The following is a 22,466-nucleotide window of genomic DNA, read 5'->3' as shown; positions in this document are numbered from 1 at the left end:
GTCCATGCGATTGGAGACCGCTCAGCGCGCCGGCCACTGCCAGCGCGGGATCGAGTCCATGTCCAGGTTGGCGATGCGGGTCTCGCCGAAGTCCTTTTTCAGCTCGATGCGCTGCAGCGCGCCTTCATCGGCCGCGTCATCGAGCGCGGCAATCAGGCGGTTCGCATGCGAGACCACGATCAGCTGCGTGTCGCGCGCCGCGCGCACGATGAGCCGCCCCAGCGCGGGCAGCAGGTCCGGGTGCAGGCTGGTCTCGGGCTCGTTGAGCACCAGCAGCGCCGGCGGGCGCGGCGAGAGCAAGGCCGCCACCCACAGCAGGTAGCGCAGCGTGCCATCGGACAGCTCCGCGGCCGACAGCGCGCGCAGCAGGCCATGCTGGTGCATGCCGGTGCGCAGGCGGCCGTCGGCCAGCGCCTGCACCTCGACGCGCGCGCCGGGGAAGGCGTCCTCCACGGCCGCATCCAGCGCTTCGCCATCGCCGATTTCGCGGATCGTGGCGATGGCGGCCGCCAGATCGGCACCGTCCGCGGCCAGCACGGGCGTGCGCGTGCCCAGCTGCGGCTGGCGAGCGGGCGCCTCGGCATCGGTGCGGAAATGGTCGTAGAAGCGCCAGGAGCGCAGTTGCTCGCGCAAGGTGAGCATCTCGGGCGCACTGCGCGGGTCGGCAAACTCGGTCAGCATGCTGGCCCAGGCGGGCACGGGCCGGCCCAGCGATTGCCAGCCGCCCGCATCCTGGCGCCCGCGCAGGGCCGCTCCGCGGCGCTCGACCAGCAGCGTGGACGGCCGCAGCAGCGGGCCGCTCCAGAGGCTCTCGATCTTGATCTCCGGGTCCAGCGAGAAGGGCGAGGGCGGCACGGGCGGCGGCAGGCCGATGTCGATGGCATAGCCGAAGTCTTCGGCGTCTGCGCCCCCGAAGCCCAGGCGCAGGCTCACCGGGGCGCTGCGCACCGTGCCCTGCACGGGCGCCTCGCCGCGCCGCATGGCGGCCGAGATGTGCTCGGGGCCTGCCCACAGCGTGGACGGCAGCCCGCCTTCGCGTGCCAGCGAACGCACCACGCCGCCCTGCGCCACCTCGGCCAGCAGGCGCATGGCGCGGTAGACGCTGGACTTGCCGCTGCCGTTGGCACCGGTGATGACCGTGAGCCGCCCCAGGGGCAGCACCAGCTCGCGCAGCGAGCGGTAGTGGGCGATGGCGAGGGTGGAGAGCATCGCCGCCGGGGGCCGCCCGCCCGCTTGAAGGGCGCGGGCCCGCGCAAGGATCAGGCCGCGTCGGCCAGTTCGTCGGCGCGCGTCTGCGCGGCGGCGAAATCCAGGTCGCCCGAATAGATGGCGCGGCCGCAGATCACGCCTTCCACGCCTTCTTTTTCCACCGCGCACAGCTGCTCGATGTCGGCGATGTTGGACAGGCCGCCCGAGGCGATGACCGGGATGCTCAGCGACTGCGCGAGCTTGACCGTGGCGTCGATGTTGATGCCCGAGAGCATGCCGTCGCGGCCGATGTCGGTGTAGATGATGGATTCGACGCCGTAGTCCTCGAACTTCTTGCCCAGGTCCACCACCTCGTGGCCCGTGAGCTTGCTCCAGCCGTCGGTGGCGACCTTGCCGTCCTTGGCGTCCAGGCCCACGATGATGTGGCCACCGAAGGCCGCGCAGGCGTCCTTGAGGAAGCCGGGGTTCTTCACGGCAGCCGTGCCGATGATCACGTAGCGCAGGCCGTCGTCGATGTAGCGCTCGATGGTGTCCAGGTCGCGGATGCCGCCGCCCAGCTGCACCGGGATGTCCTCGCCCACTTCGCGCAAGATGGCCTTGATCGCCGCGTGGTTCTGCGGCTTGCCGGCGAAGGCGCCGTTCAGGTCCACCAGGTGCAGGCGGCGCGCGCCCTGGTCCACCCACTGGCGCGCCATGGCGGCCGGGTCGTCGCTGAAGACGGTGGACTGGTCCATGTCGCCCTGCTTCAGTCGAACGCAGTGGCCGTCCTTGAGGTCGATGGCGGGAATGAGAAGCATGGAAGGGGAAACGTTGGGCGTTGGCGTTGGCGCTGAGCGAAGAAGAGAGGCGCTGAACGTACGACGCTCAACACCCCACGCCTCGTCAGGGATTCCAGTGCAGGAAATTGCGGTACAGCTGCAGGCCGCGGTCGGCGCTTTTCTCAGGGTGGAACTGAGTGGCAAAAATGTTATCGCGGGCCACGGCAGCGGTAAAGCGCGCGCCGTAATCGGCCTCGCCCACGCTGTGCAGGGCCTCGTCGGGCCGCGCGTAGAAGCTGTGGACGAAATAGAAGTGGCTGCCGTCGGGCACCTCGGCCCACAGCGCGTGCGGCTGGCTCTGCCAGACCTGGTTCCAGCCCATCTGCGGCACCTTGAAGCGGCTGCCATCGGCCTGGCGCTGGCCTTCCAGCTGGAAGCGCTGCACCTGGCCCGGGATCAGGCCCAGGCCGTCGGTGGGCCCCTCCTCGCTGCGCGACAGCATCATCTGCATGCCCACGCACACGCCGAACAGCGGCTTGCTCGCGGCGGCCTCCAGCACGGACTGCAGCAGACCCGAGTCACGCAGCTCGCGCATGCAGTCGGGCATGGCGCCCTGCCCCGGCAGCACCACGCGCGTGGCGCGGCGCACCACGTCCGGGTCGGCGGTGACGAACACCTCCACGCCAGCCGCATCCGCGGCATGGCGCACCGCCTGGGAGACGGACCACAGATTGCCCATGCCGTAGTCGACGACGGCGACGGAATTGCTCATGGCGGCAGGCCTGGCTCAGAGAGAGCCTTTGGTGGAAGGAATGACGCCGGCCGAGCGCGGATCACGCTCGAGCGCCGCGCGCACGGCGCGCGCGAAGGCCTTGAAGATCGTCTCGCACTGGTGGTGCGCGTTCACGCCCTTCAGGTTGTCGATGTGCAGCGTGGCGCCGGCATGGTTGACGAAGCCCTGGAAGAACTCGAAGGCCAGCTGCGTGTCGAAGCCGCCGACCATGCCGCTGGTGAACTTCACGTCCATGTGCAGGCCCGGACGGCCCGAGAAGTCGACCACCACGCGCGACAGCGCCTCGTCCAGCGGCACGTAGGCATGGCCGTAGCGGCGGATGCCCTTCTTGTCGCCCACGGCCCTGGCGACGGCCTGGCCGAGCGTGATGCCCACGTCCTCCACCGTGTGGTGGCCGTCGATGTGCAGGTCACCGTCGCATTGCACGTCCAGGTCGATCAGGCCATGCCGGGCGATCTGGTCGAGCATGTGGTCGAAGAAGCCGATGCCGCTGGCCAGCCGGGCCTGGCCGGTGCCGTCGAGGTTCACGCGCACGCGGATCTTCGTCTCGGCCGTGTGGCGCGAGACCTCGGCCGTGCGGTCCACCGCATCGCTGGGAGGGGTCGTGGGGGCAGTCATAGGGATTGGCGCAGGGCCTCGACCATGCGCGCGTTGTCGTCGGCGGTGCCGACGGTCAGCCGCAGGCACTGGGCCAGCAAGGGGTGCATTCTAGAAACGTTCTTCACCAGCACGCCGCGCTGCTTCATGCCGGCGAACACGGCATCGGCGCGGTCGTGCGCGCCTTCGGCGCCCCCCAGCACGCGGATCAGCACCATGTTGGCGTCGCTGGGCCAGACCTTCACGCCGGACAGTCCGGCCAGTTGCGCGAGCAGCTGCGTGCGCTCGGCGCGGATGGCGGCCGCCTGTTGCGCGAAGACCTCGGCATGCTCCAGCGCGAACAGCGCGCATTCGCAGTTCAGCACGCTGACGTTGTAGGGCGGGCGCACCTTGTCGATCTCGGCCACCAGTGCGGCCGGGCCGATCAGGTAGCCCAGGCGCACGCCGGCCAGGCCGAACTTGCTCAAGGTGCGCATCAGCAGCACATGGGCGTGCGCCGCCAGGTCCTTGCGGATCTCCTCGATCCAGCTGTGGTTGGCGAAGGGCTGGTAGGCCTCGTCGATGACCACCAGGCCGCCTTGCGCGCCCTGGGCCGCGACCAGCCGGCGGATGACTGCCGGGTCCCAGGCATTGGCCGTGGGGTTGTTGGGGTAGGCCAGGTACAGGATCGCCGGCTTCTCCTTCGCGATGGCGGCCAGCATGGCGGCCTCGTCGAGTTCGAAGTCGGCCGTCAGAGGCACGCCCACGTAGCGCAGGCCCTGCATCTGCGCACTCATCGCGTACATCACGAAGCCCGGCGCGGGCGCGAGGATGGTCGCGCCCGGCAGGTCGCAGGCCATGGCCAGCAGGCCGATCAGTTCGTCGGAGCCGTTGCCCAGCATCAGCGCGTGGCCTTCGGGCAGCTGCGCATACGCGGCCAGCGCGCGCTTGAGGTCTTCGCCGCGCTCGCCGGGGTAGCGGTTGAGCGCCAACGCGCCCAGGCGGGCCCCCAGTTCGGCCTGCAGCGCGGGCGGCAGACCGTAGGGGTTCTCCATCGCGTCGAGCTTGAGCAGGCCGCGCGCGTCCTGCACGGCGTAGGCATGCATGGCCCGCACGTCGGGGCGCACGCGCGCCAGCGCGGCGCGGCTCAGGTCGGAAGAGGAGGCGGCAACGGAAACAGAGGCGGCAGTCATGGTTCTTCAATCCTTGCAACGGAAGCTGCCCTGCAGGGCAGCGGCCAGCACCAGCGGCACCGGCATGTCGGCTTCGTACAGATCGGCGTTGCGCCGCATTTCGCCTTCGTAGAGGCTGCGCGCCATGGCGGGCTCCAGGCGCCGGCCGTCGACGCAGAAGGCGGGCTTGCCGCCGGCGCGCTGCGTGGCATCGGCCGCTTCGCGCAGGCCTTCGAGCACGCCGACGAGGTAGTAGGTCGCGCGGTTGCGGCCCTCGGCGTCGTGCGCCTCCAGCGTGCGCAGCTCGCGGATGCTCATGGCCTGCGCCGGGGCGGCCAGCAGCGCCAGCGCCAGCCCGCCCCCCAGCAGGCGCAGGGCAGCACTCATGGCTGCGCCGGGTTTCGCATCGGCGGCACCTGGGCCAGGCGCAGCTCGGCGGCGCGCGCGTGGGCCTGCAGGCCTTCGCCATAGGCCAGCTCGGCCGCCACCGGGCCCAGCACCTGCGCGCCGGCCTCGCTCACCTCGATCAGGCTGCTGCGCTTCTGGAAGTCGTACACGCCCAGCGGCGACGAGAAACGCGCGGTGCCGCTGGTGGGCAGCACGTGGTTCGGGCCGGCGCAGTAGTCGCCCAGGCTTTCGCTGGTGTAGGCCCCGAGGAAGATCGCGCCGGCGTGGCGCAGCAGCGGCTCCCAGCGGTGCGGCTCGCGGCTGGAGACTTCCAGGTGCTCGGGCGCGATGCGGTTGCTGATGGCGCAGGCCTCTGCCATGTCGCGCGTGTGGATCAGCGCGCCGCGGCCGCTCAGGCTGGCGGCGATGATCCCGGCGCGCGGCATCGTGGGCAGCAGGCGGTCGATCTCGCGCTGCACGGCGGCGATGTAGGCGGCGTCGGGGCACAGCAGGATGCTCTGCGCCAGCTCGTCATGCTCGGCCTGGCTGAACAGGTCCATGGCCACCCATTCGGGCGGCGTCGTGCCGTCGGCCAGCACGAGGATCTCGCTCGGGCCCGCGATCATGTCGATGCCCACCGTGCCGAACACGCGGCGCTTGGCGCTGGCGACATAGGCGTTGCCGGGGCCGGTGATCTTGTCCACGGCCGGCACGGTGGCCGTGCCGTAGGCCAGGGCGGCCACGGCCTGCGCGCCGCCGATGGTGAAGGCGCGGGTGACGCCGGCCACGTGGGCCGCCGCCAGCACCAGCACGTTGCGCTCTCCGGTCGTCGCAGGCTCGGCACCGGTGCCGCCCGTGGCCACGCTGCCCCTGGCCGGCGTGGGCACCACCATGATGATCTCGCCCACGCCCGCCACATGGGCCGGGATGGCGTTCATCAGCAGGCTGGACGGGTACGCCGCCTTGCCGCCGGGCACGTAGATGCCCACCCGGTCCAGCGGCGTGACCTTCTGGCCCAGCAGCGTGCCGTCGGCGTCGCGGTAGCTCCAGCTTTCGCCGCAGGCCTTCTTCTGCGCCTCGTGGTAGCTGCGCACGCGCTGGGCCGCATCGCGCAGGGCGTCGCGCTGCGCGGCGGGCAGCGAGTCGAAGGCCTGCTTGAAATCGGCCTGCGTCAGCTCGAGCTGGGCCATCGATTCGGCGGCCAGCCCGTCGAAGCGGCGCGTGTATGCCAGCACCGCCGCGTCGCCGCGTGCGCGCACGTCGGCCAGGATGTCGGCCACGCGCTGCTCGATGGCCGCGTCCTGGTCGGCCGACCAATGCAGCCGCGCCTTGAACGCGGCCTCGAAATCGGGCGCGGTGGTGGCGAGGCGCAGGGGCTGGGCTTGCAGGCTCATGGGCGGTCTTGGCAGGAGTGGAGGAAAAAGGAGGTCAGGTCTGGGGAACGGCCGACGCGAAGGCGTCGACGATGCGGCGGATGGGCTCGCGCTTGAGCTTGAGCGCGGCCTGGTTGACGACCAGGCGGGCGCTGATGTCCATGATGCGCTCCACCTCGACGAGCTGGTTGGCCTTGAGCGTGTTGCCCGTGGACACCAGGTCGACGATGGCGTCGGCCAGGCCCGTGAGGGGCGCCAGCTCCATGCTGCCGTAGAGCTTGATCAGGTCCACGTGCACGCCCTTGCGGGCGAAGAACTCGCGCGCCAGGTTCACGTACTTGGTGGCCACCTTCAGGCGCGCGCCCTGCTTCACGGCATTGGCGTAGTCGTACTCGGCACGCACCGCCACGCTCAGGCGGCAGGCGGCGATCTTCAGGTCCAGCGGCTGGTACAGGCCCTGGTTGCCGTGCTCCAGCAGCACGTCCAGCCCCGTCACGCCCAGGTCGGCGCCGCCGTACTGCACGTAGGTGGGCACGTCGGAGGCACGCACCAGCACCACGCGCACGTCGGGCCGCGTGGTCGGCAGGATCAGCTTGCGCGACTTGTCTGGGTCTTCGGTCACCTCGATGCCGGCCGCGGCCAGCAGGGGCATCGTCTCCTCGAAGATGCGGCCCTTGGAAAGCGCCAGGGTGATCATGCGCGGCTCCCCGACACCCGCTCGATGTCGGCGCCCAGTGCGCCGAGCTTGGCCTCGATGCGGTCGTAGCCGCGGTCCAGGTGGTAGATGCGGTCGACCAGCGTCTCGCCCTCGGCCACCAGCCCGGCGATGACCAGGCAGGCCGAGGCGCGCAGGTCGGTGGCCATCACGCTGGCGCCCGACAGGCGCGGCACGCCTTCGAGCACGGCCGTGCGGCCGTCGGTCTGGATGCGCGCGCCCAGGCGCAGCAGCTCGTTGACGTGCATCATGCGGTTCTCGAAGATGGTCTCCGTCACCGTCGATGCGCCCTCGGACACGGCATTGAGCGCCATGAACTGCGCCTGCATGTCGGTGGGGAAGCCCGGGTATTCGGTGGTGCGGAAGCTCTGCGCCTTGAGGCGGCCCCGGGACTGGATGCGGACACCGCCCTCCACCGCCTCGATCTGCGCGCCCGCTTCCTGCAGCTTGTCGATCACGGCATCCAGGTGGTCGGCGCGCGCATGCTTCAGCAGCACGTCGCCACCCGCCGCCGCCACGGCGCACAGGAAGGTGCCGGCCTCGATGCGGTCGGCCACCACGGTGTGGCTGCAGCCGCGCAGCGCATCCACGCCCTGGATGCGGATGCGGCTCGTGCCGTGGCCCTCGATCTTCGCGCCCATGGCGATCAGCATCTCGGCCAGGTCCGGGATCTCGGGTTCCTGGGCCGCGTTCTCCAGCACCGTTTCGCCCTCGGCCAGCGCGGCGGCCATCAGCAGGTTCTCGGTGCCGGTCACGGTGACCATGTCGGTGGTGATGCGCGCGCCGCGCAGGCGCGTGCGGCCCGCGGGCAGCTTGGCCATCATGTAGCCGTGCTCGACCTCGATCTCGGCGCCCATCGCGCGCAGGCCCTTGATGTGCTGGTCCACCGGCCGCGAGCCGATGCCGCAGCCGCCGGGCAGCGACACCTTGGCATGGCCGAAGCGCGCCAGCAGCGGGCCCAGCGCCAGCACCGAGGCGCGCATGGTCTTGACCAGCTCGTAGGGCGCCTCGGGGTTCGACAGGTCGGCCGCGTTCAGCGTCACGGTGCCGTTGCCGTCGCGCTCGGCGACCACGCCCATGTGGCGCACCAGCTTGAGCATGGTGCTCACGTCTTCCAGGCGCGGCACGTTGTGCAGCACCACCGGCTCGGCCGTCAGCAGCGCCGCGCACAGCTCGGGCAGCGCGGCATTCTTGGCGCCCGACACGGGCACCTCGCCGCGGAGCGAACGTCCGCCGCGGATCAGGAGTTTGTCCATCTGGAAGTCCAGCGAGATCAGGGAGCCGGCGGCAGGCGCCGGCAGGAAAGGTGTCAGTGCCCCTGCGCGGCCCACTCGGCCGGCGTGAAGGTCTTCATCGACAGCGCATGCACTTCGTCGGTGTGCATTTTCGCACCGAGGGTCGCGTAGACCCGCTGGTGGCGCTGGATGGCGCGCTTGCCCTCGAATTCGGCCGAGACGATGGTCGCGTACCAGTGGCGGCCATCGCCTTCGAGTGCGATGTGCTCGCAGGCCAGGCCGGCTTCGATGATGGATTGCAGTTCTTCAGCGGTCATGGGTGGGGAGGGTTTTGCGTCGAGCGTTGGGCGATGAGCGCGAAAGAGGACGTCAGATTGCCTCGCAGTCAGATTGCCTCGCAGACGCCCAACGCAAAACGCTCAACCTCTGATCTTGTAGCCGATACGCAGCAGGTGCACGGCCAGCGCACTCACGATCAGCCATGCGCCGCCGACGATGCCCAGGCTGAGCCAGGGCGAGACGTCCGAGATGCCGAAGAAGCCGTAGCGGAAACCGTCGATCATGTAGAAGAACGGATTCGCATGGCTAACGCCCTGCCAGAAGGCCGGCAGCGAGTGGATGGAATAGAACACGCCCGACAGGAAGGTCATGGGCATGATCAGGAAGTTCTGGAACACGGCCATCTGGTCGAACTTCTCGGCCCACAGCCCGGCGATGAGGCCCAGCGTGCCCAGCAGCGCCGCGCCCAGCACGGCGAAGACCAGGATCCACAGCGGCGCGGCAAAGGGCGGCACGGCGAAGAAGAGCGTGACCAGCAGCACGCCCAGGCCCACGATCAGGCCGCGCAGCACGGACGAGCCCACGTAGGCGAAGAACCAGCCCCAGTGCGACAGCGGCGTGAGCAGCACGAACACCAGGCTGCCCATGATCTTGCTCTGGATGATGGACGACGAGCTGTTGGCGAAGGCGTTCTGCAGCACGCTCATCATCACCAGGCCCGGAATCAGGAAGGCGGTGTAGCTGATGCTGCCGTAGACCTTCACGTGGTCTTCCAGCACGTGGCCGAAGACCATCAGGTACAGCACGGCGGTGAGCACCGGCGCGCCGATGGTCTGCGCGCCCACCTTCCAGAAGCGCAGCACCTCCTTGTAGAGCAGCGCGCGCCAGCCCAGCGGCGCCAGGCGGGCCGCCGAAGAGGCCGTGCCGCTCATCGCGCCACCTCCAGCGGGGTCTGCTCGCCGGCCATCAGGTCGATGAACACGTCTTCCAGGTCGGCCTTGCGCATTTCCACGTCCTCGATGGCCACGCCCGCTTCGCGCAGGCTGGCCAGCACCTGTTCCACTTCGCGCGCATCCTTGGCCGGCAACTGCACGATCCGGCCGGTGATGCGCGCATGCTGCGCCAGCGACCAGGGCAGGCTCGCGTCGGTCTTGAAGCGCAGCACGTTGCTGGCGGACGCACTCAGCAGTTCGCTGGTGCGGTCCAGCGCGATCAGCCGGCCCTTCTTGAGCATGGCGATGCGGTTGCACAGCGCCTCGGCTTCCTCGAGGTAGTGCGTGGTCAGCAGCACGGTGCTGCCCTGCTTGTTGAGCCTGGCCACGAACTGCCACAGCGCCTGGCGCAGTTCCACGTCCACGCCGGCCGTGGGCTCGTCCAGCACGATGACCGGCGGCTTGTGCACCAGCGCCTGCGCCACCAGCACGCGGCGCTTCATGCCGCCCGAGAGCTGCCGCATGTTGGCCGTGGCCTTGTCGGCCAGGCCCAGGCTTTCGAGCAGTTCGTCGATCCAGGCGTCGTTGTGGGCGATGCCGAAATAGCCGGACTGGATGCGCAGCGTTTCGCGCACGTTGAAGAAGGGGTCGAAGACCAGTTCCTGCGGCACGATGCCCAACTGGCGGCGCGCCTGGGCGTAATGCGTCTGCACATCGAAGCCGCGCACGCTGATGCTGCCGGCCGTGGGCCGCGAAAGCCCGGCCAGGATGCTGATCAGGGACGTCTTGCCGGCCCCGTTGGGGCCGAGCAGGCCGAAGAACTCGCCCTCCTCGATTTCGAAGCTGACGTTGTCGAGGGCGCGCAGCCCGCTTGCGCCCGAGGACCGCTGCTGGCGCGTGGCGGCATAGGTCTTCGAGACCGATTGAAAGGAGATCGCGGGCATGGGGCGGGCATTCTAGGACGCCGCCGCCAGGCCCGCCGGCATGGGGGCATGCGCCGCGCAGCGGGCGGCGCTGCCGGCCCCGGCAGGCGTGCGCGGGGCATCAAGAAGGGAAGAAGACGGTCAGGGGGCGGCCGGCAGCAGCCCGGCAACGCCATAGAGCGCTGCCAGTTCGCGCAGCCGCTGCGGCAGCCCCTTGACGGCGAAGCCGCGGCCCTGCACGCCCGCTTCGCGCCGGCATTCGAGCAGCACGGCCAGCGCCGACGAGTCGAACTGCGCCAGCGCGCTCGCATCCACGATGGCCACGGAGCCGCGCTGCGCCTCCAGCCCCTGCTGCAGCATGCGTGCGCAGGCCGGGGCCTCGTCGTGCGTCAGGCGCACGGGCAGCACGAGCACGGTGGCGTCAGGGGCCCGGTCCGCCATGGCCGCCTCAGCCCTTCGTGTCGGCGTTGGCCTTGTTGCGCGCGGCCAGCGAGGCGATCAGGCCGTCGATGCCCTTGCTGCTGATTTCCTGCGAGAACTGCGTGCGGTAGGTCTCGACCAGCCACACGCCCATCACGTTCAGGTTGTAGACCTTCCAGCCGTAGCCCTGGCCGGGGGTCTTTTCCAGGCGGTAGTCGAGCTGGATCGGGTCGCCGCGGCCGCGGATCTCGCTTTGCACCAGCACTTCCTTGTCGTCGGCGCTGCCGCGGAAGGGGCGGATCGCCACCTCCTGGTCGGACACCTGGTCGAGCGCGCCCGCATAGGTGCGCACCAGCAGGCTCTTGAACTCCTGCTGCAGGCGCGTGCGCTGCTCCGGCGTGGCCTGGCGCCAGGCCGGGCCCACGGCCGAGGCCGTCATGCGCTGGAAGTTCACGTTGGGCATGATCTGAGAGTCGACCAGCGCCATGATCTTGTTGACGTCCCCGGCCTTGATGGAGGCGTCGGCCTTGATGGTGTTGAGCACCTCGGTCGACAGGCGCTTGACCAGCGCGTCCGGCGCCTCGTCGGCGGCCCAGGCGGGCAGCATGGCGCCCGCGCCCGCGACGGCCAGCGTGGCAGAAACGGCCCAGCGGGCCAGGGTGCGGCGTTGGATCGAAGGGGTCGTCATGGTTCTAGCCTTCCTTGATTTCGTAGTCAGTCCCGGCGTTTTGGAGCACCCCGCCGTGCGGACGGTTCCGCGTCTTGGTCACCATCTGCAACACGGCCGGGCCTCGCCCGGCCCGCGCCGGCGCGCTCACTCCAGGTCGTAGCGCTCTTCGGCCTCGCCGCCGGCGGCGCCGTCACGCACGTCGATGGCACGCCGCTGCAGGTGCGAATCACGCATGAAGGTGTACGGATCCAGCGCAGCCTGCTCCAGCAGCTGGCTCACGCCCAGCAGGCGCGCGCGCGTATCGACCAGGCCAAGCGCCGTCAGCGAATTGCGCACCGGAATGTCGCTCACCTCGCCCAGCGGATTGCCCCAGCGGTCCACGGGCAGGGCCGCGGTGTCGCGCACGGTGGACGGCCCGAAGAGCGGCAGCACCACGTACGGACCGGCAGGCACGCCCCAGTAGCCCAGGGTCTGGCCGAAGTCCTCGCTGTGGCGGCTGATGCCGGCCTCGCTCGCGATGTCCAGCAGCCCGCCGAGGCCGAACACGGTGTTCACGCCCAGGCGCATCACGGTTTCGGCGCTGCCCTGCAACTTGAGCTGCATGACGTTGTTGGCCAGGTTCCAGACGTCGCCGACGTTGCTGAAGAAATTGCCCACGCCCGTGCGCACGAAGCTCGGCAGCACGTCGCGGTAGGTGGTCGCGACCGGCTTGAGCACGGCGCGGTCCAGCCCGTCGTTGAACCGGTACATGGTGCGGTTGAAGGGCTCGAACGGGTCGTTGTCGCCGGCCGAGGGCGCCGGCTGCCCCGCGGCCGGCCCGGCCACCACGGCGCCGGGCTGCTGCCCGGCCTGCGCCCAGGCCCCCACGCTGCCGGCGGCCAGCAGCAGGCCCGCTGCGGCCAGCCGCCACTCCCGCAGGGCCCGGCCCCGCCACTTGAAACGATCGCTTGTCATTTTGGTTTGGCCCCCCCTGACCCGCCCGCGCCGTCCGCGGCCGAATTGAACAGGAACTGGCTGATCAGATTTTCCAGGACCACGGCGGACTGCGTATCGGTCACCACGTCGCCGGCCTGCAGGTTGTGCTCGTCGGCGCCCGGCTCCACGCCGATGTACTGGTCACCCAGCAGGCCGCTGGTGAGGATCTTGAAGGAACTGTCCTTCGGGAAAGCATAGCGGCTCTGCATGGAGAGCACGACATCGGCCTGGAAGGTCTTGTCGTTGAACGTGATCGACTCCACGCGGCCCACCACCACGCCGGCGCTGCGCACCGCCGTCTGCGGCTTGAGCCCGCCGATGTTCTGGAAGCGCGCCGTGACCGGATAGGTCTTCTGGAAGCTCAGGCTCAGAAGGTTGGCCGACTGCAGCGCCAGAAAGAGCAGCGCCGCCGCGCCGATGAGCACGAACAGCCCGACCCAGATGTCCTTGTTCGATCGTTGCATGTCTATCCCTTTCCTAGGTGCTGAACATCATGGCCGTGAGCAGGAAGTCCAGCCCCAGCACCGACAGCGAAGCCATGACGACGGTGCGGGTGGTGGCGCGCGAGACGCCCTCGGGCGTGGGCTTGGCCTCATAGCCCTGCAGCAGTGCGATGAAGCTCACGGCCACGCCGAAGACCACGCTCTTGATCAGGCCGTTGCCGACATCCGACCACACATCCACGCCGCTTTGCATGCGGCCCCAGAAAGTGCCGGCGTCCACGCCCAGCATGAGCACGCCCACGATGTAGCTGCCGATCACGCCCACGGCGCTGAACACCGCCGCCAGCAGCGGCATGGTGATGACGCCGCCCCAGAAGCGCGGCGCCAGCACGCGGCGCACCGGATCGACGGCCATGATTTCCATGGCCGCCAGCTGCTCGCCGGCCTTCATCAGCCCCACCTCGGCCGTCAGCGAGGTGCCGGCGCGCCCGGCGAAAAGCAGCGCCGCCACCACCGGCCCGAGTTCGCGCACCAGCACCAGCGTGACCACCTGGCCCAGCGTGTCGGTGGAGCCGAACTGCGCCAGCGTGTAGTAGATCTGCAGCCCCAGCACGAAGCCCACGAACAGGCCCGACACCGCGATGATGGCCAGCGAGTAGTTGCCCAGGAAATGGATCTGGTCGCGCACCAGCGAGAAGCGGCGCAGCGCCGTGCCGCCCAGCGCCAGCAGGCGCGCGAACAGGCGGGCCGCATGGCCGATGTCGGCCAGCTTGCAGCGCACGGCAAAGCCGACGTCGGCGGGCTTGTACCAGCTCATGGCTGGCCTCCGCGGGCGACGGGCGCGACACCGAAATCGTCCTCGATGCTCGGCCCGGGATGATGGAAGCGCACCGGCCCTTCGGCCTGTGCATGGACGAACTGGTGGATCAGCGGATCGGTGCTGGCGCGCACTTCGTCGGGCGTGCCCTGCGCCGCCACGCCGCCATTGGCCAGGATCACCACGTGGTCCGCGATGCGGAAGGTTTCGTCCAAGTCGTGCGACACGATCAGGCTGGTCAGCCCCAGCATGTCGTTGAGCTGCCGGATCAGCCGCGCGGCGGTGCCCAGCGAGATCGGATCCAGCCCCGCGAAGGGCTCGTCGTACATGACCAGCTCGGGATCGAGCGCGATGGCGCGGGCCAGCGCCACCCGCCGGGCCATGCCGCCGGAGACTTCGCTGGGCATCAGGTCGCGCGCGCCGCGCAGGCCCACGGCGTCGAGCTTCATCAGCACGATGTCGCGCACCAGCGCCTCGGGAAGCGCCGTGTGCTCGCGCAGCGGGAAGGCGACGTTGTCGAACACGCTCATGTCGGTGAACAGGGCGCCGAACTGGAACAGCATGCCCATGCGCCGCCGCGCAGCGTAGAGCCCGGCCATGTCCATCAGGCCCACGTCCTGTCCGTCGAAGAGCACCTGCCCGGCCTGCGCGCGCACCTGGCCGCCGATCAGCCGCAGCACGGTCGTCTTGCCGCCGCCCGAAGCCCCCATGAGCGCCGTCACCTTGCCGCGCGGCGCGGCAAAGGACACGCCATCGAGGATGGCGCGCTGGTCGTACGCGAAGCGCACGTCACGGAATTCGATCAGGGCTGCAGACAAGCCGTTGTACTCCGGATCAACAAAAAAGCCGGGCGGCTGATGGACAGCATCCCGGCTCGGCGGTTGAACGGATGATAAGGGATGCCCCCCTGACTCGCTTCCCCCCTTTGGAGTAGCCGCTTCGCAGGCTCCCGGACGCCGGCCAGACCGGCCGCGCTCCGGGAGCCCCCGGCCTTTTCAACGCGGCAGGTCGCTGAAACCCATCAGGAACTCATCCACCGCGCGCGCGGCCTGGCGGCCCTCGCGGATCGCCCAGACGACCAGCGATTGGCCCCGGCGCATGTCGCCGGCCGCGAAAACCTTGGGCACGTTGGTGGCATAGCCGCCCGTGAAGTCCACGCTGGCCTTGGCATTGCCGCGCGCGTCCTTCTCGACGCCGAAGGCGTCCAGCACGGCCGCCACCGGGCTCACGAAGCCCATGGCCAGCAGCACCAGGTCGGCCTTGTAGGTCTTCTCGGTGCCAGCCACTTCCACGAACTTGCCGTCCTTGAACTCCACATGAACGGTCTTCAGGCCCGTGACCTTGCCCTTCTCACCGATCAGCTCCTTGGTGGAGATGGCGAACTCGCGCTCACAACCCTCTTCGTGGCTGGAGCTGGTGCGCAGCTTGATCGGCCAGTAGGGCCAGGTCAGCGGCCGGTTTTCTTCCTCGGGCGGCCGGGGCATCAGCTCGAACTGGACGACGCTCGCGGCGCCATGGCGGTTGCTGGTGCCCACGCAGTCGGAGCCCGTGTCGCCACCCCCGATCACGATGACATGCTTGCCGTCGGCGCGGATCTGGCCCTTGACCTTGTCGCCGGCGTTCACGCGGTTCTGCTGGGGCAGGAATTCCATCGCGAAGTGGACGCCGTCCAGGTCGCGGCCGGGCACGGGCAGGTCACGCGACTGCTCGGCGCCGCCCGTCAGCAGCACGGCATCGAACGCCTTGTCGAGCTGCTCGGGCGTGACCGTTTCCTTGGCCAGGTTGGTGACCTTGGAGCCCTTGCCCAGCGGGTCCTTCGCGGCGCCGACGACCACGCCGGTGCGGAAGACCACGCCCTCGGCCTTCATCTGCTCGACGCGGCGGTCGATGTGCGACTTCTCCATCTTGAAGTCGGGGATGCCGTAGCGCAGCAGGCCGCCGACGCGGTCGTTCTTCTCGAACACAGTCACGTCGTGGCCGGCGCGCGCCAGCTGCTGGGCCGCCGCCAGGCCGGCCGGGCCGGCGCCGACCACGGCCACCTTCTTGCCCGTCTTGTGCTTGGCGGGCCGGGCCTGCACCCAGCCCTCGTCCCAGGCGCGGTCGATGATGGCGTGCTCCAGGCTCTTGATGCCCACCGGGTCGTCGTTCACGTTCAGCACGCAGGCCGCCTCGCAGGGCGCGGGGCAGATGCGGCCGGTGAACTCGGGAAAGTTGTTGGTCGAGTCCAGCACCGCGAAGGCGCTCTGCCAGTCCTGCCGGTACACCAGGTCGTTGAAGTCCGGAATGATGTTGTTGACCGGGCAGCCGTTGTTGCAGAAGGGCGTGCCGCAGTCCATGCAGCGCGCGCCCTGCACCTTGGCCTGTTCGTTGTCCAGGCCGATGACGAATTCCTTGTAGTGCTTGACGCGCTCGGCGGCCGGGGCGTAGCCCTCCTCGATGCGCTCATGCTCCAGAAAGCCGGTGATCTTTCCCATCGTGTGTTCCTGCTCTTTCTCGTGCGTGGGGCGTCTCAGACCGTGGCGGGCTTGGAGACGGCATGCGGCTCCAGGCCGGCCTTGGCGTTGTTGCCGCTGCCGGTGATCTCGACCTTGCGGTCGTGGATCTCGGCCAGGGCGCGCTTGTACTCGTTCGGGAAGACCTTCACGAACTTCGTGCGGGCCACGGCCCAGTCGTCCAGCAGCTCGCGCGCGCGCTTGCTGCCCGTCCAGCGGTACTGCGCTTCGAGCAGCCGCTTGAGCTGGGCCTCGTCGGTCTCGCCGCCATGCCAGTGCTTGCGGTGGACGCTGGCGGTCTGCTCGGCGCTGGTCAACACCTTCTCGAGCGTGACCATCGACAGGTTGCAGCGCGAAGCGAACTTGCCGTCTTCGTCATAGACGAAGGCGACGCCGCCGCTCATGCCGGCCGCGAAGTTGCGCCCCGTCTTGCCCAGCACGGCCACCGTGCCGCCGGTCATGTACTCACAGCCGTGGTCGCCCGTGCCTTCCACCACCGCCGTGGCGCCCGACAGGCGCACCGCGAAGCGCTCGCCGGCCACGCCGGCAAAGAAGGCCTCGCCCGTGGTGGCGCCGTACAGCGCGGTGTTGCCCACGATGATGTTGCGCGCCGCCTCGCCGCGGAAGTCCAGGCTGGGGCGCACCACCACGCGGCCGCCCGACAGGCCCTTGCCCGTGTAGTCGTTGGCTTCGCCGATCAGGTACAGCGTGATGCCGCGCGCCAGGAAGGCGCCGAAGGACTGGCCGCCCGTGCCTTCCAGCTGGATGCGGATCGAATCGTCCGGCAGGCCCTCGGGATGCACCTTGGTCAGCGCGCCCGAGAGCATGGCGCCCACGGAGCGGTTGACGTTGCGCGCGGTCTCGATGAACTGCACCTTCTCGCCCTTGTCGATGGCCGGGCGCGACTTCTCGATGAGCTTGATGTCCAGGCTCTTCTCGAGGCCGTGGTCCTGCGCTTCCACATGCAGGCGCGGCACGTCGGCCGGCACGTTGGGCTGCGCGAACAGGCGCGTGAAGTCCAGGCCGCGGGCCTTCCAGTGCGCGATGCTTTTGCGCGTGTCCAGCAGGTCGGCACGGCCGATCAGGTCGTCGAACTTGCGCACGCCCAGCTGGGCCATGATCTGGCGCACTTCCTCGGCGACGAAGAAGAAGTAGTTCACCACGTGCTCGGGCTTGCCCGAGAACTTCTTGCGCAGCACCGGGTCCTGCGTGGCCACGCCCACCGGGCAGGTGTTCAGGTGGCACTTGCGCATCATGATGCAGCCCTCGACCACCAGCGGCGCGGTGGCGAAGCCGAACTCGTCAGCGCCCAGCAGCGCGCCGATCACCACGTCGCGGCCGGTCTTCATCTGGCCGTCGGCCTGCACGCGCACGCGGCCACGCAGGCGGTTGAGCACCAGCGTCTGCTGCGTCTCGGCCAGGCCGATTTCCCACGGGCTGCCCGCATGCTTGATCGACGACCAGGGCGACGCGCCCGTGCCGCCGTCATGGCCGGCGATCACGATGTGGTCGGCCTTGCACTTGGCCACGCCAGCCGCGATGGTGCCCACGCCCACTTCCGACACCAGCTTCACGCTGATGGAGGCCTGCGTGGCGACGTTCTTCAGGTCGTGGATCAGCTGCGCCAGATCCTCGATCGAATAGATGTCGTGGTGCGGCGGCGGGCTGATCAGGCCCACGCCGGGCACCGAGTAGCGCTGCTTGCCGATGTAGTCGGTGACCTTGCCGCCGGGCAGCTGGCCGCCTTCGCCGGGCTTGGCGCCCTGCGCCATCTTGATCTGCACCTGGTCCGAAGAGGCCAGGTACTCGGCCGTGACGCCGAAGCGGCCCGAAGCCACCTGCTTGATGCGCGAACGCAGCGAGTCGCCTTCCTTGAGCGGCAGGTCGACTTCCACGTTCTCGGCGCCGATCTCGCTCTTCAGCGTGGCGCCGGCCTTGATCGGGATGCCCTTGAGCTCGTTGCGGTAGCGCGCCGGGTCCTCGCCGCCTTCGCCGGTGTTGCTCTTGCCGCCGATGCGGTTCATGGCGATGGCCAGCGTGGCATGCGCCTCGGTGCTGATCGAGCCCAGCGACATGGCGCCAGTGGCGAAGCGCTTGACGATCTCGGCCGCGGGCTCGACCTCGTCCACGGAGATGGCCTTGGTGGGGTCGAACTTGAACTCGAACAGGCCGCGCAGCGTCAGGTGGCGCTTGCTCTGGTCGTTGATGATCTGCGCGTATTCCTTGTACGTGCTGAAGTTGTTGGCGCGCGTGGAATGCTGCAGCTTGGCGATCGCGTCGGGCGTCCACATGTGGTCTTCGCCGCGCGTGCGCCAGGCGTACTCGCCGCCGGCGTCCAGCATGTGGGCCAGCACCGGGTCTTCGCCGAAGGCGGCCTTGTGCATGCGGATGGCTTCGGCAGCGATCTCGAACACGCCGATGCCTTCCACGCGGCTGGCGGTGCCGGTGAAGTACTTGTCCACCGTGCTGGTGTTCAGGCCGATCACCTCGAACAGCTGCGCGCCGCAGTAGCTCATGTAGGTGCTCACGCCCATCTTGGACATGATCTTCGACAGGCCCTTGCCGATCGCCTTCACGTAGTTGTAGATGGCCTTCTCGGCGGACAGCTCGCCCGGCAGGTCCTCGTGCATGGCGGCCAGGGTTTCCATGGCCAGGTAGGGGTGCACGGCTTCGGCGCCGTAGCCGGCCAGCACGCCGAAGTGGTGCACTTCGCGCGCCGAACCCGTTTCCACCACCAGGCCGGCCGTGGTGCGCAGGCCTTCGCGGATCAGGTGCTGGTGCACGGCCGACAGGGCCAGCAGCGCGGGGATGGCCACCTGCTGCGCGCTCACGGCGCGGTCGCTGATGATCAGGATGTTGTGGCCGCCCTTGATGGCGTCCACGGCTTCGGCGCACAGCGACGCGAGCTTGGCTTCGATGCCCTCCTCGCCCCACGCCAGCGGATAGGTGATGTCCAGCGTGTAGCTCTTGAACTTGCCCTGGGTCACGGCCTCGATGTCGCGCACCTTGGCCATGTCGTTGAAGTCCAGGATGGGCTGGCTCACTTCCAGCCGCATCGGCGGGTTCACCTGGTTGATGTCCAGCAGGTTCGGCTTGGGGCCGACGAAGGACACCAGCGACATCACGATCGCCTCGCGGATCGGGTCGATCGGCGGGTTGGTCACCTGCGCGAACATCTGCCGGAAGTAGTTGTACAGCGGCTTGTTCTTGTTCGACAGCACGGCCAGCGGGCTGTCGTTGCCCATGGAGCCGATGCCTTCCTCGCCGGCCTGGGCCATGGGGCTGAGCAGGAACTTGAGGTCTTCCTGCGTGTAGCCGAAGGCCTGCTGGCGGTCCAGCAGCGCAACGGCGCTGGCCGGGGCCTCGCCCGCGCCTTCCACGTCATCGAGCTTGATGCGCAGGTTCTCGATCCACTGCTTGTAGGGCTTGCTGTTGGCCAGCGTGGCCTTGACTTCCTCGTCGTCGATCATGCGGCCCTGGTCCAGGTCGATGAGGAACATCTTGCCGGGCTGCAGGCGCCACTTGCGCACGATCTTGGCTTCGGGAATGGGCAGCACGCCCGACTCCGAGCCCATGATCACCATGTCGTCGTCGGTCACGCAGTAGCGCGCGGGGCGCAAGCCGTTGCGGTCCAGCGTGGCGCCGATCTGCTTGCCGTCGGTGAACACCACGGCGGCCGGGCCGTCCCACGGCTCCAGCATGGCGGCGTGGTATTCGTAGAAGGCGCGGCGGCGCGGGTCCATCGACTCGTGCTGCTCCCAGGGCTCCGGGATCATCATCATCACGGCCTGGCTGATCGGGTAGCCGGCCATGGTGAGCAGTTCGAGGCAGTTGTCGAAGGTCGCCGTGTCGGACTGGCCGGCGAAGCTGATCGGGTACAGCTTGGCCAGGTCGGCCGCCAGCACGGGCGAGGACATCACGCCTTCGCGGGCGCGCATCCAGTTGTAGTTGCCGCGCACGGTGTTGATCTCGCCGTTGTGCGCCACGTAGCGGTACGGGTGGGCCAGCGGCCACTCGGGGAAGGTGTTGGTGGAAAAGCGCTGGTGCACCAGGCCAATGGCCGAGATGCAGCGCTTGTCCTGCAGGTCCAGGTAGTAGGTGCCCACCTGGTCGGCCAGCAGCAGGCCCTTGTAGACCACGGTGCGGCTGGACATGCTGGGCACGTAGTACTCCTTGGAGTACTTGAGCTTGAGCGCCTGGATGTTGGCGCTGGCCGTCTTGCGGATCACGTACAGCTTGCGCTCCAGCGCGTCCTGCACGATCACGTCGGCGCCGCGGCCGATGAAGACCTGGCGCGCGACCGGCTCGGTCTTGCGCACGGCCGGGGACATGGGCATGTCCTTGTTGACCGGCACGTCGCGCCAGCCCAGCAGCACCTGGCCTTCGGCCTTGATGGCGCGCTCCATCTCCTGCTCGCAGGCCAGGCGAGAGGCGTGTTCCTTGGGCAGGAAGATCATGCCCACGCCGTATTCGCCCGCCGGCGGCAAGGTCACGCCCTGCTTGGCCATTTCCTCGCGGTACAGCGCGTCGGGAATCTGGATCAGGATGCCGGCCCCGTCGCCCATGAGCTTGTCGGCACCCACGGCCCCGCGATGGTCGATGTTCTCGAGGATCTTCAGCGCCTGCGTGACGATGTCGTGCCGCTTCTCGCCCTTGATGTGGGCCACGAAGCCCACGCCGCAGGCGTCGTGTTCCTGCGACTTGGAATACAGGCCGTGCTGCTGGAGATGTTCGATTTCGGCTGACGTCGTCATGGGGCCAGTTCCTATGGGGTTTTCACGGGGAAGCGGAGCATAGGGCATTGCAACAACGATGCCAATCGATTTAATAGGGGTCAGAATCCAATTTAGATGATGAGAAAAATTCTCAAATATTAATTGGGGACAGATCAATGGCAGACGGACGATCACGCCCGCTGCCCTCGTGGCGCCCCGCCTCAGGAAGCGGACGGCAGTGCCGGCCGGGGCGCGCGCGGCGGCCGCCCGGCCCGGGCCTTGGTCAGCCGGCGGGGCGTCGCGCCCTGCAATTCGGCCACGAACGCCGGCTCGCCCAGCGCCCAGCCGGCCAGCGTGGCGTCCACGATGGCCATCTGCTGCGCCAGCGTGAGGCCGGCACGCACCCTGTCGGCGTAGGCGGCCTCCCGCGCGAAGGGCGTGTTGCCCAGGGTCCAGACGGCAGGCGGGGGCGTGATGAAGCGCTGGGCCTGCTGGCCGATGTAGTGGCCATGGCTGGACCAGGGATAGTCTTCGGGCCGGCCGACCAGCCCCGCATGGACCGGATTCAGGTCGAGATAGGCCATGCAGTGCAGCAGCCAGGGGTCGGGCTGCACCACGGTGGCGCGGTAGCGCCCTTCCCAGAGCGTGCCGGTGCGGCCCTGCGCATCATTGAAATAGCGCACGTAGCGCCGGCCCAGCGCCTGCATCAGCCGCGGCAGCCCGTCCACGGTGGCGGGCGTGAGCAGCAGATGGAAGTGGTCCGGCATCAGCACGTACGCATGCACCGCCACCTGCTCGGCCGCCGCGTGCCCGGCCAGCAGGGCCAGCAGCCGCTCGTGGTCGGCCGCGCCGGCAAAGATGGGCTGCCGGTTGTTGCCACGCAGGATGACGTGGTGCGGCATGCCGGCAAGGCGGAGGCGGGGCAATCGGGCCATGGGCGCATTGTCCTGCCTCGGCGCGGCCACGGCCGGCCGCCGTATGCTGCGGGCCGGGATGCCGCAGCCACCGCTGCGCACCGCCGCTTCGCCGCCCCATGACGCGCATCGCCCTCATTGCCGACACCCATGGCCTCCTGCGGCCGCAGGCGCTTGCCTTCCTGGCCGGCAGCGACCACATCCTGCATGCCGGCGACATCGGCGGGCCGGAGATCCTGGCGCAACTGGCGGCCATTGCCCCGCTGGACGCGGTGCGCGGCAACAACGACCAGGCGCCCTGGGCGCGGGATCTTCCGCTGGCCCGGACGGTCATGCTGGGCGGCGTGGCCGTGCACATGGTGCATGACATCGCCGACCTTCGCCAGGCCGATCTGGCCACGCGCGACACGCACGTGCGCGTGGTGGTGTCGGGCCACTCGCACAAGCCCGCCATCGCCGAGCAAGGCGGCGTGCTGTTCGTCAACCCCGGCAGCGCGGGGCCGCGGCGCTTCACGCTGCCGATCTCGGTCGGCGAGCTGCGCATCGAGGGCGCACGGGTCACGCCACGACTGGTCACGCTGGAAGTGCCGCCCTCGCCATCGGTCCGACGCCGCCGGTAAGGCTGCGCCGCGCGCGGCCGCGGGCGGTGGCGCCGGACTGAGCACACA

Annotated in this window: 22 protein-coding genes; 1 reads left to right on the top strand and 21 read right to left on the bottom strand. The window is 69.2% G+C overall.

The genetic code is table 11. From position 1 onward, the window contains the following. Positions 1-21: 21 nt before the first annotated feature. From LG388_RS02195 to LG388_RS02095, 21 genes are all read right to left on the bottom strand, one after another. Positions 22-1,209 carry an AAA family ATPase gene (locus tag LG388_RS02195; protein WP_225781207.1) on the bottom strand — a complete coding sequence of 396 codons (1,188 nt, stop codon included), beginning with the start codon at positions 1,207-1,209 and terminating at the stop codon, positions 22-24. A gap of 50 nt (positions 1,210-1,259) precedes the next feature. Then, entirely contained in the window at positions 1,260-2,006 is a 747-nt protein-coding gene (hisA, locus tag LG388_RS02190) for a 1-(5-phosphoribosyl)-5-[(5-phosphoribosylamino)methylideneamino]imidazole-4-carboxamide isomerase (protein WP_225781206.1), read from the bottom strand. 85 nt (positions 2,007-2,091) lie between these two features. Next, positions 2,092-2,739, bottom strand: a complete 648-nt coding sequence (hisH, locus tag LG388_RS02185) for an imidazole glycerol phosphate synthase subunit HisH (RefSeq protein WP_225781205.1) — start codon at positions 2,737-2,739, stop codon at positions 2,092-2,094. 15 nt (positions 2,740-2,754) lie between these two features. Next, entirely contained in the window at positions 2,755-3,378 is a 624-nt protein-coding gene (gene hisB / locus LG388_RS02180; protein ID WP_225781204.1) for an imidazoleglycerol-phosphate dehydratase HisB, read from the bottom strand. Beyond that, positions 3,375-4,529, bottom strand: coding sequence for a histidinol-phosphate transaminase (hisC, locus tag LG388_RS02175; protein WP_225781203.1), 1,155 nt, complete (start codon positions 4,527-4,529; stop codon positions 3,375-3,377). The genes hisB and hisC overlap by 4 nt, the downstream gene beginning before the upstream one ends. Positions 4,530-4,535: 6 nt before the next feature. Then, positions 4,536-4,895: a hypothetical protein gene (locus LG388_RS02170; protein WP_225781202.1), complete on the bottom strand. Its 360-nt coding sequence runs from the start codon at positions 4,893-4,895 to the stop codon at positions 4,536-4,538. Then, positions 4,892-6,289, bottom strand: a complete 1,398-nt coding sequence (gene hisD / locus LG388_RS02165) for a histidinol dehydrogenase (RefSeq protein ID WP_225781201.1) — start codon at positions 6,287-6,289, stop codon at positions 4,892-4,894. The genes LG388_RS02170 and hisD overlap by 4 nt, the downstream gene beginning before the upstream one ends. Before the next feature lie 34 nt (positions 6,290-6,323). Beyond that, positions 6,324-6,965: an ATP phosphoribosyltransferase gene (hisG, locus tag LG388_RS02160; protein ID WP_225781200.1), complete on the bottom strand. Its 642-nt coding sequence runs from the start codon at positions 6,963-6,965 to the stop codon at positions 6,324-6,326. Continuing rightward, complete coding sequence (gene murA, locus LG388_RS02155) at positions 6,962-8,239, bottom strand: UDP-N-acetylglucosamine 1-carboxyvinyltransferase (RefSeq protein ID WP_225781199.1); 1,278 nt, start codon at positions 8,237-8,239, stop codon at positions 6,962-6,964. The genes hisG and murA overlap by 4 nt, the downstream gene beginning before the upstream one ends. Positions 8,240-8,292: 53 nt before the next feature. Continuing rightward, complete coding sequence (locus tag LG388_RS02150) at positions 8,293-8,535, bottom strand: BolA family protein (RefSeq protein ID WP_225781198.1); 243 nt, start codon at positions 8,533-8,535, stop codon at positions 8,293-8,295. A gap of 102 nt (positions 8,536-8,637) precedes the next feature. Continuing rightward, a complete protein-coding gene (locus LG388_RS02145; RefSeq protein WP_225781197.1) occupies positions 8,638-9,429 on the bottom strand; it encodes an ABC transporter permease in 792 nt (263 codons plus the stop codon). Further along, a complete protein-coding gene (locus LG388_RS02140) occupies positions 9,426-10,373 on the bottom strand; it encodes an ABC transporter ATP-binding protein (RefSeq protein ID WP_225781196.1) in 948 nt (315 codons plus the stop codon). Before LG388_RS02140 ends, LG388_RS02145 begins: the two co-directional genes overlap by 4 nt. Positions 10,374-10,493: 120 nt before the next feature. After that, positions 10,494-10,793, bottom strand: coding sequence for a lipid asymmetry maintenance protein MlaB (locus LG388_RS02135; protein ID WP_370630078.1), 300 nt, complete (start codon positions 10,791-10,793; stop codon positions 10,494-10,496). A gap of 7 nt (positions 10,794-10,800) precedes the next feature. Further along, positions 10,801-11,460, bottom strand: a complete 660-nt coding sequence (locus tag LG388_RS02130; RefSeq protein WP_370630077.1) for a phospholipid-binding protein MlaC — start codon at positions 11,458-11,460, stop codon at positions 10,801-10,803. A gap of 126 nt (positions 11,461-11,586) precedes the next feature. Then, positions 11,587-12,396, bottom strand: coding sequence for a VacJ family lipoprotein (locus LG388_RS02125; protein WP_225781195.1), 810 nt, complete (start codon positions 12,394-12,396; stop codon positions 11,587-11,589). Further along, positions 12,393-12,881 (bottom strand): outer membrane lipid asymmetry maintenance protein MlaD, encoded by a 489-nt coding sequence (mlaD, locus tag LG388_RS02120; RefSeq protein ID WP_225781194.1) that lies wholly within the window; start codon positions 12,879-12,881, stop codon positions 12,393-12,395. Before mlaD ends, LG388_RS02125 begins: the two co-directional genes overlap by 4 nt. Positions 12,882-12,894: 13 nt before the next feature. Continuing rightward, on the bottom strand, positions 12,895-13,677 hold the full coding sequence (mlaE, locus tag LG388_RS02115) for a lipid asymmetry maintenance ABC transporter permease subunit MlaE (protein ID WP_225781193.1): 783 nt from the start codon (positions 13,675-13,677) through the stop codon (positions 12,895-12,897). Then, positions 13,674-14,495: an ABC transporter ATP-binding protein gene (locus LG388_RS02110; RefSeq protein WP_225781192.1), complete on the bottom strand. Its 822-nt coding sequence runs from the start codon at positions 14,493-14,495 to the stop codon at positions 13,674-13,676. Before LG388_RS02110 ends, mlaE begins: the two co-directional genes overlap by 4 nt. A gap of 177 nt (positions 14,496-14,672) precedes the next feature. Further along, positions 14,673-16,151: a glutamate synthase subunit beta gene (locus tag LG388_RS02105; protein ID WP_225781191.1), complete on the bottom strand. Its 1,479-nt coding sequence runs from the start codon at positions 16,149-16,151 to the stop codon at positions 14,673-14,675. A 35-nt stretch (positions 16,152-16,186) separates the two neighbouring features. Further along, positions 16,187-20,923 (bottom strand): glutamate synthase large subunit, encoded by a 4,737-nt coding sequence (gene gltB / locus LG388_RS02100; RefSeq protein WP_225781190.1) that lies wholly within the window; start codon positions 20,921-20,923, stop codon positions 16,187-16,189. 182 nt (positions 20,924-21,105) lie between these two features. Beyond that, positions 21,106-21,819 (bottom strand): transposase, encoded by a 714-nt coding sequence (locus tag LG388_RS02095; protein WP_225781189.1) that lies wholly within the window; start codon positions 21,817-21,819, stop codon positions 21,106-21,108. A gap of 98 nt (positions 21,820-21,917) precedes the next feature. On the opposite strand from LG388_RS02095, the gene LG388_RS02090 reads away from it, so the two are divergent. Then, positions 21,918-22,418 carry a metallophosphoesterase family protein gene (locus LG388_RS02090; protein ID WP_225781188.1) on the top strand — a complete coding sequence of 167 codons (501 nt, stop codon included), beginning with the start codon at positions 21,918-21,920 and terminating at the stop codon, positions 22,416-22,418. Positions 22,419-22,466: the final 48 nt, after the last annotated feature.

The sequence above is a fragment of the Xenophilus sp. Marseille-Q4582 genome (assembly GCF_916700565.1).
Lineage (GTDB): Bacteria > Pseudomonadota > Gammaproteobacteria > Burkholderiales > Burkholderiaceae_C > Xenophilus.
This window is presented reverse-complemented; position numbering and strand designations above follow the sequence as displayed.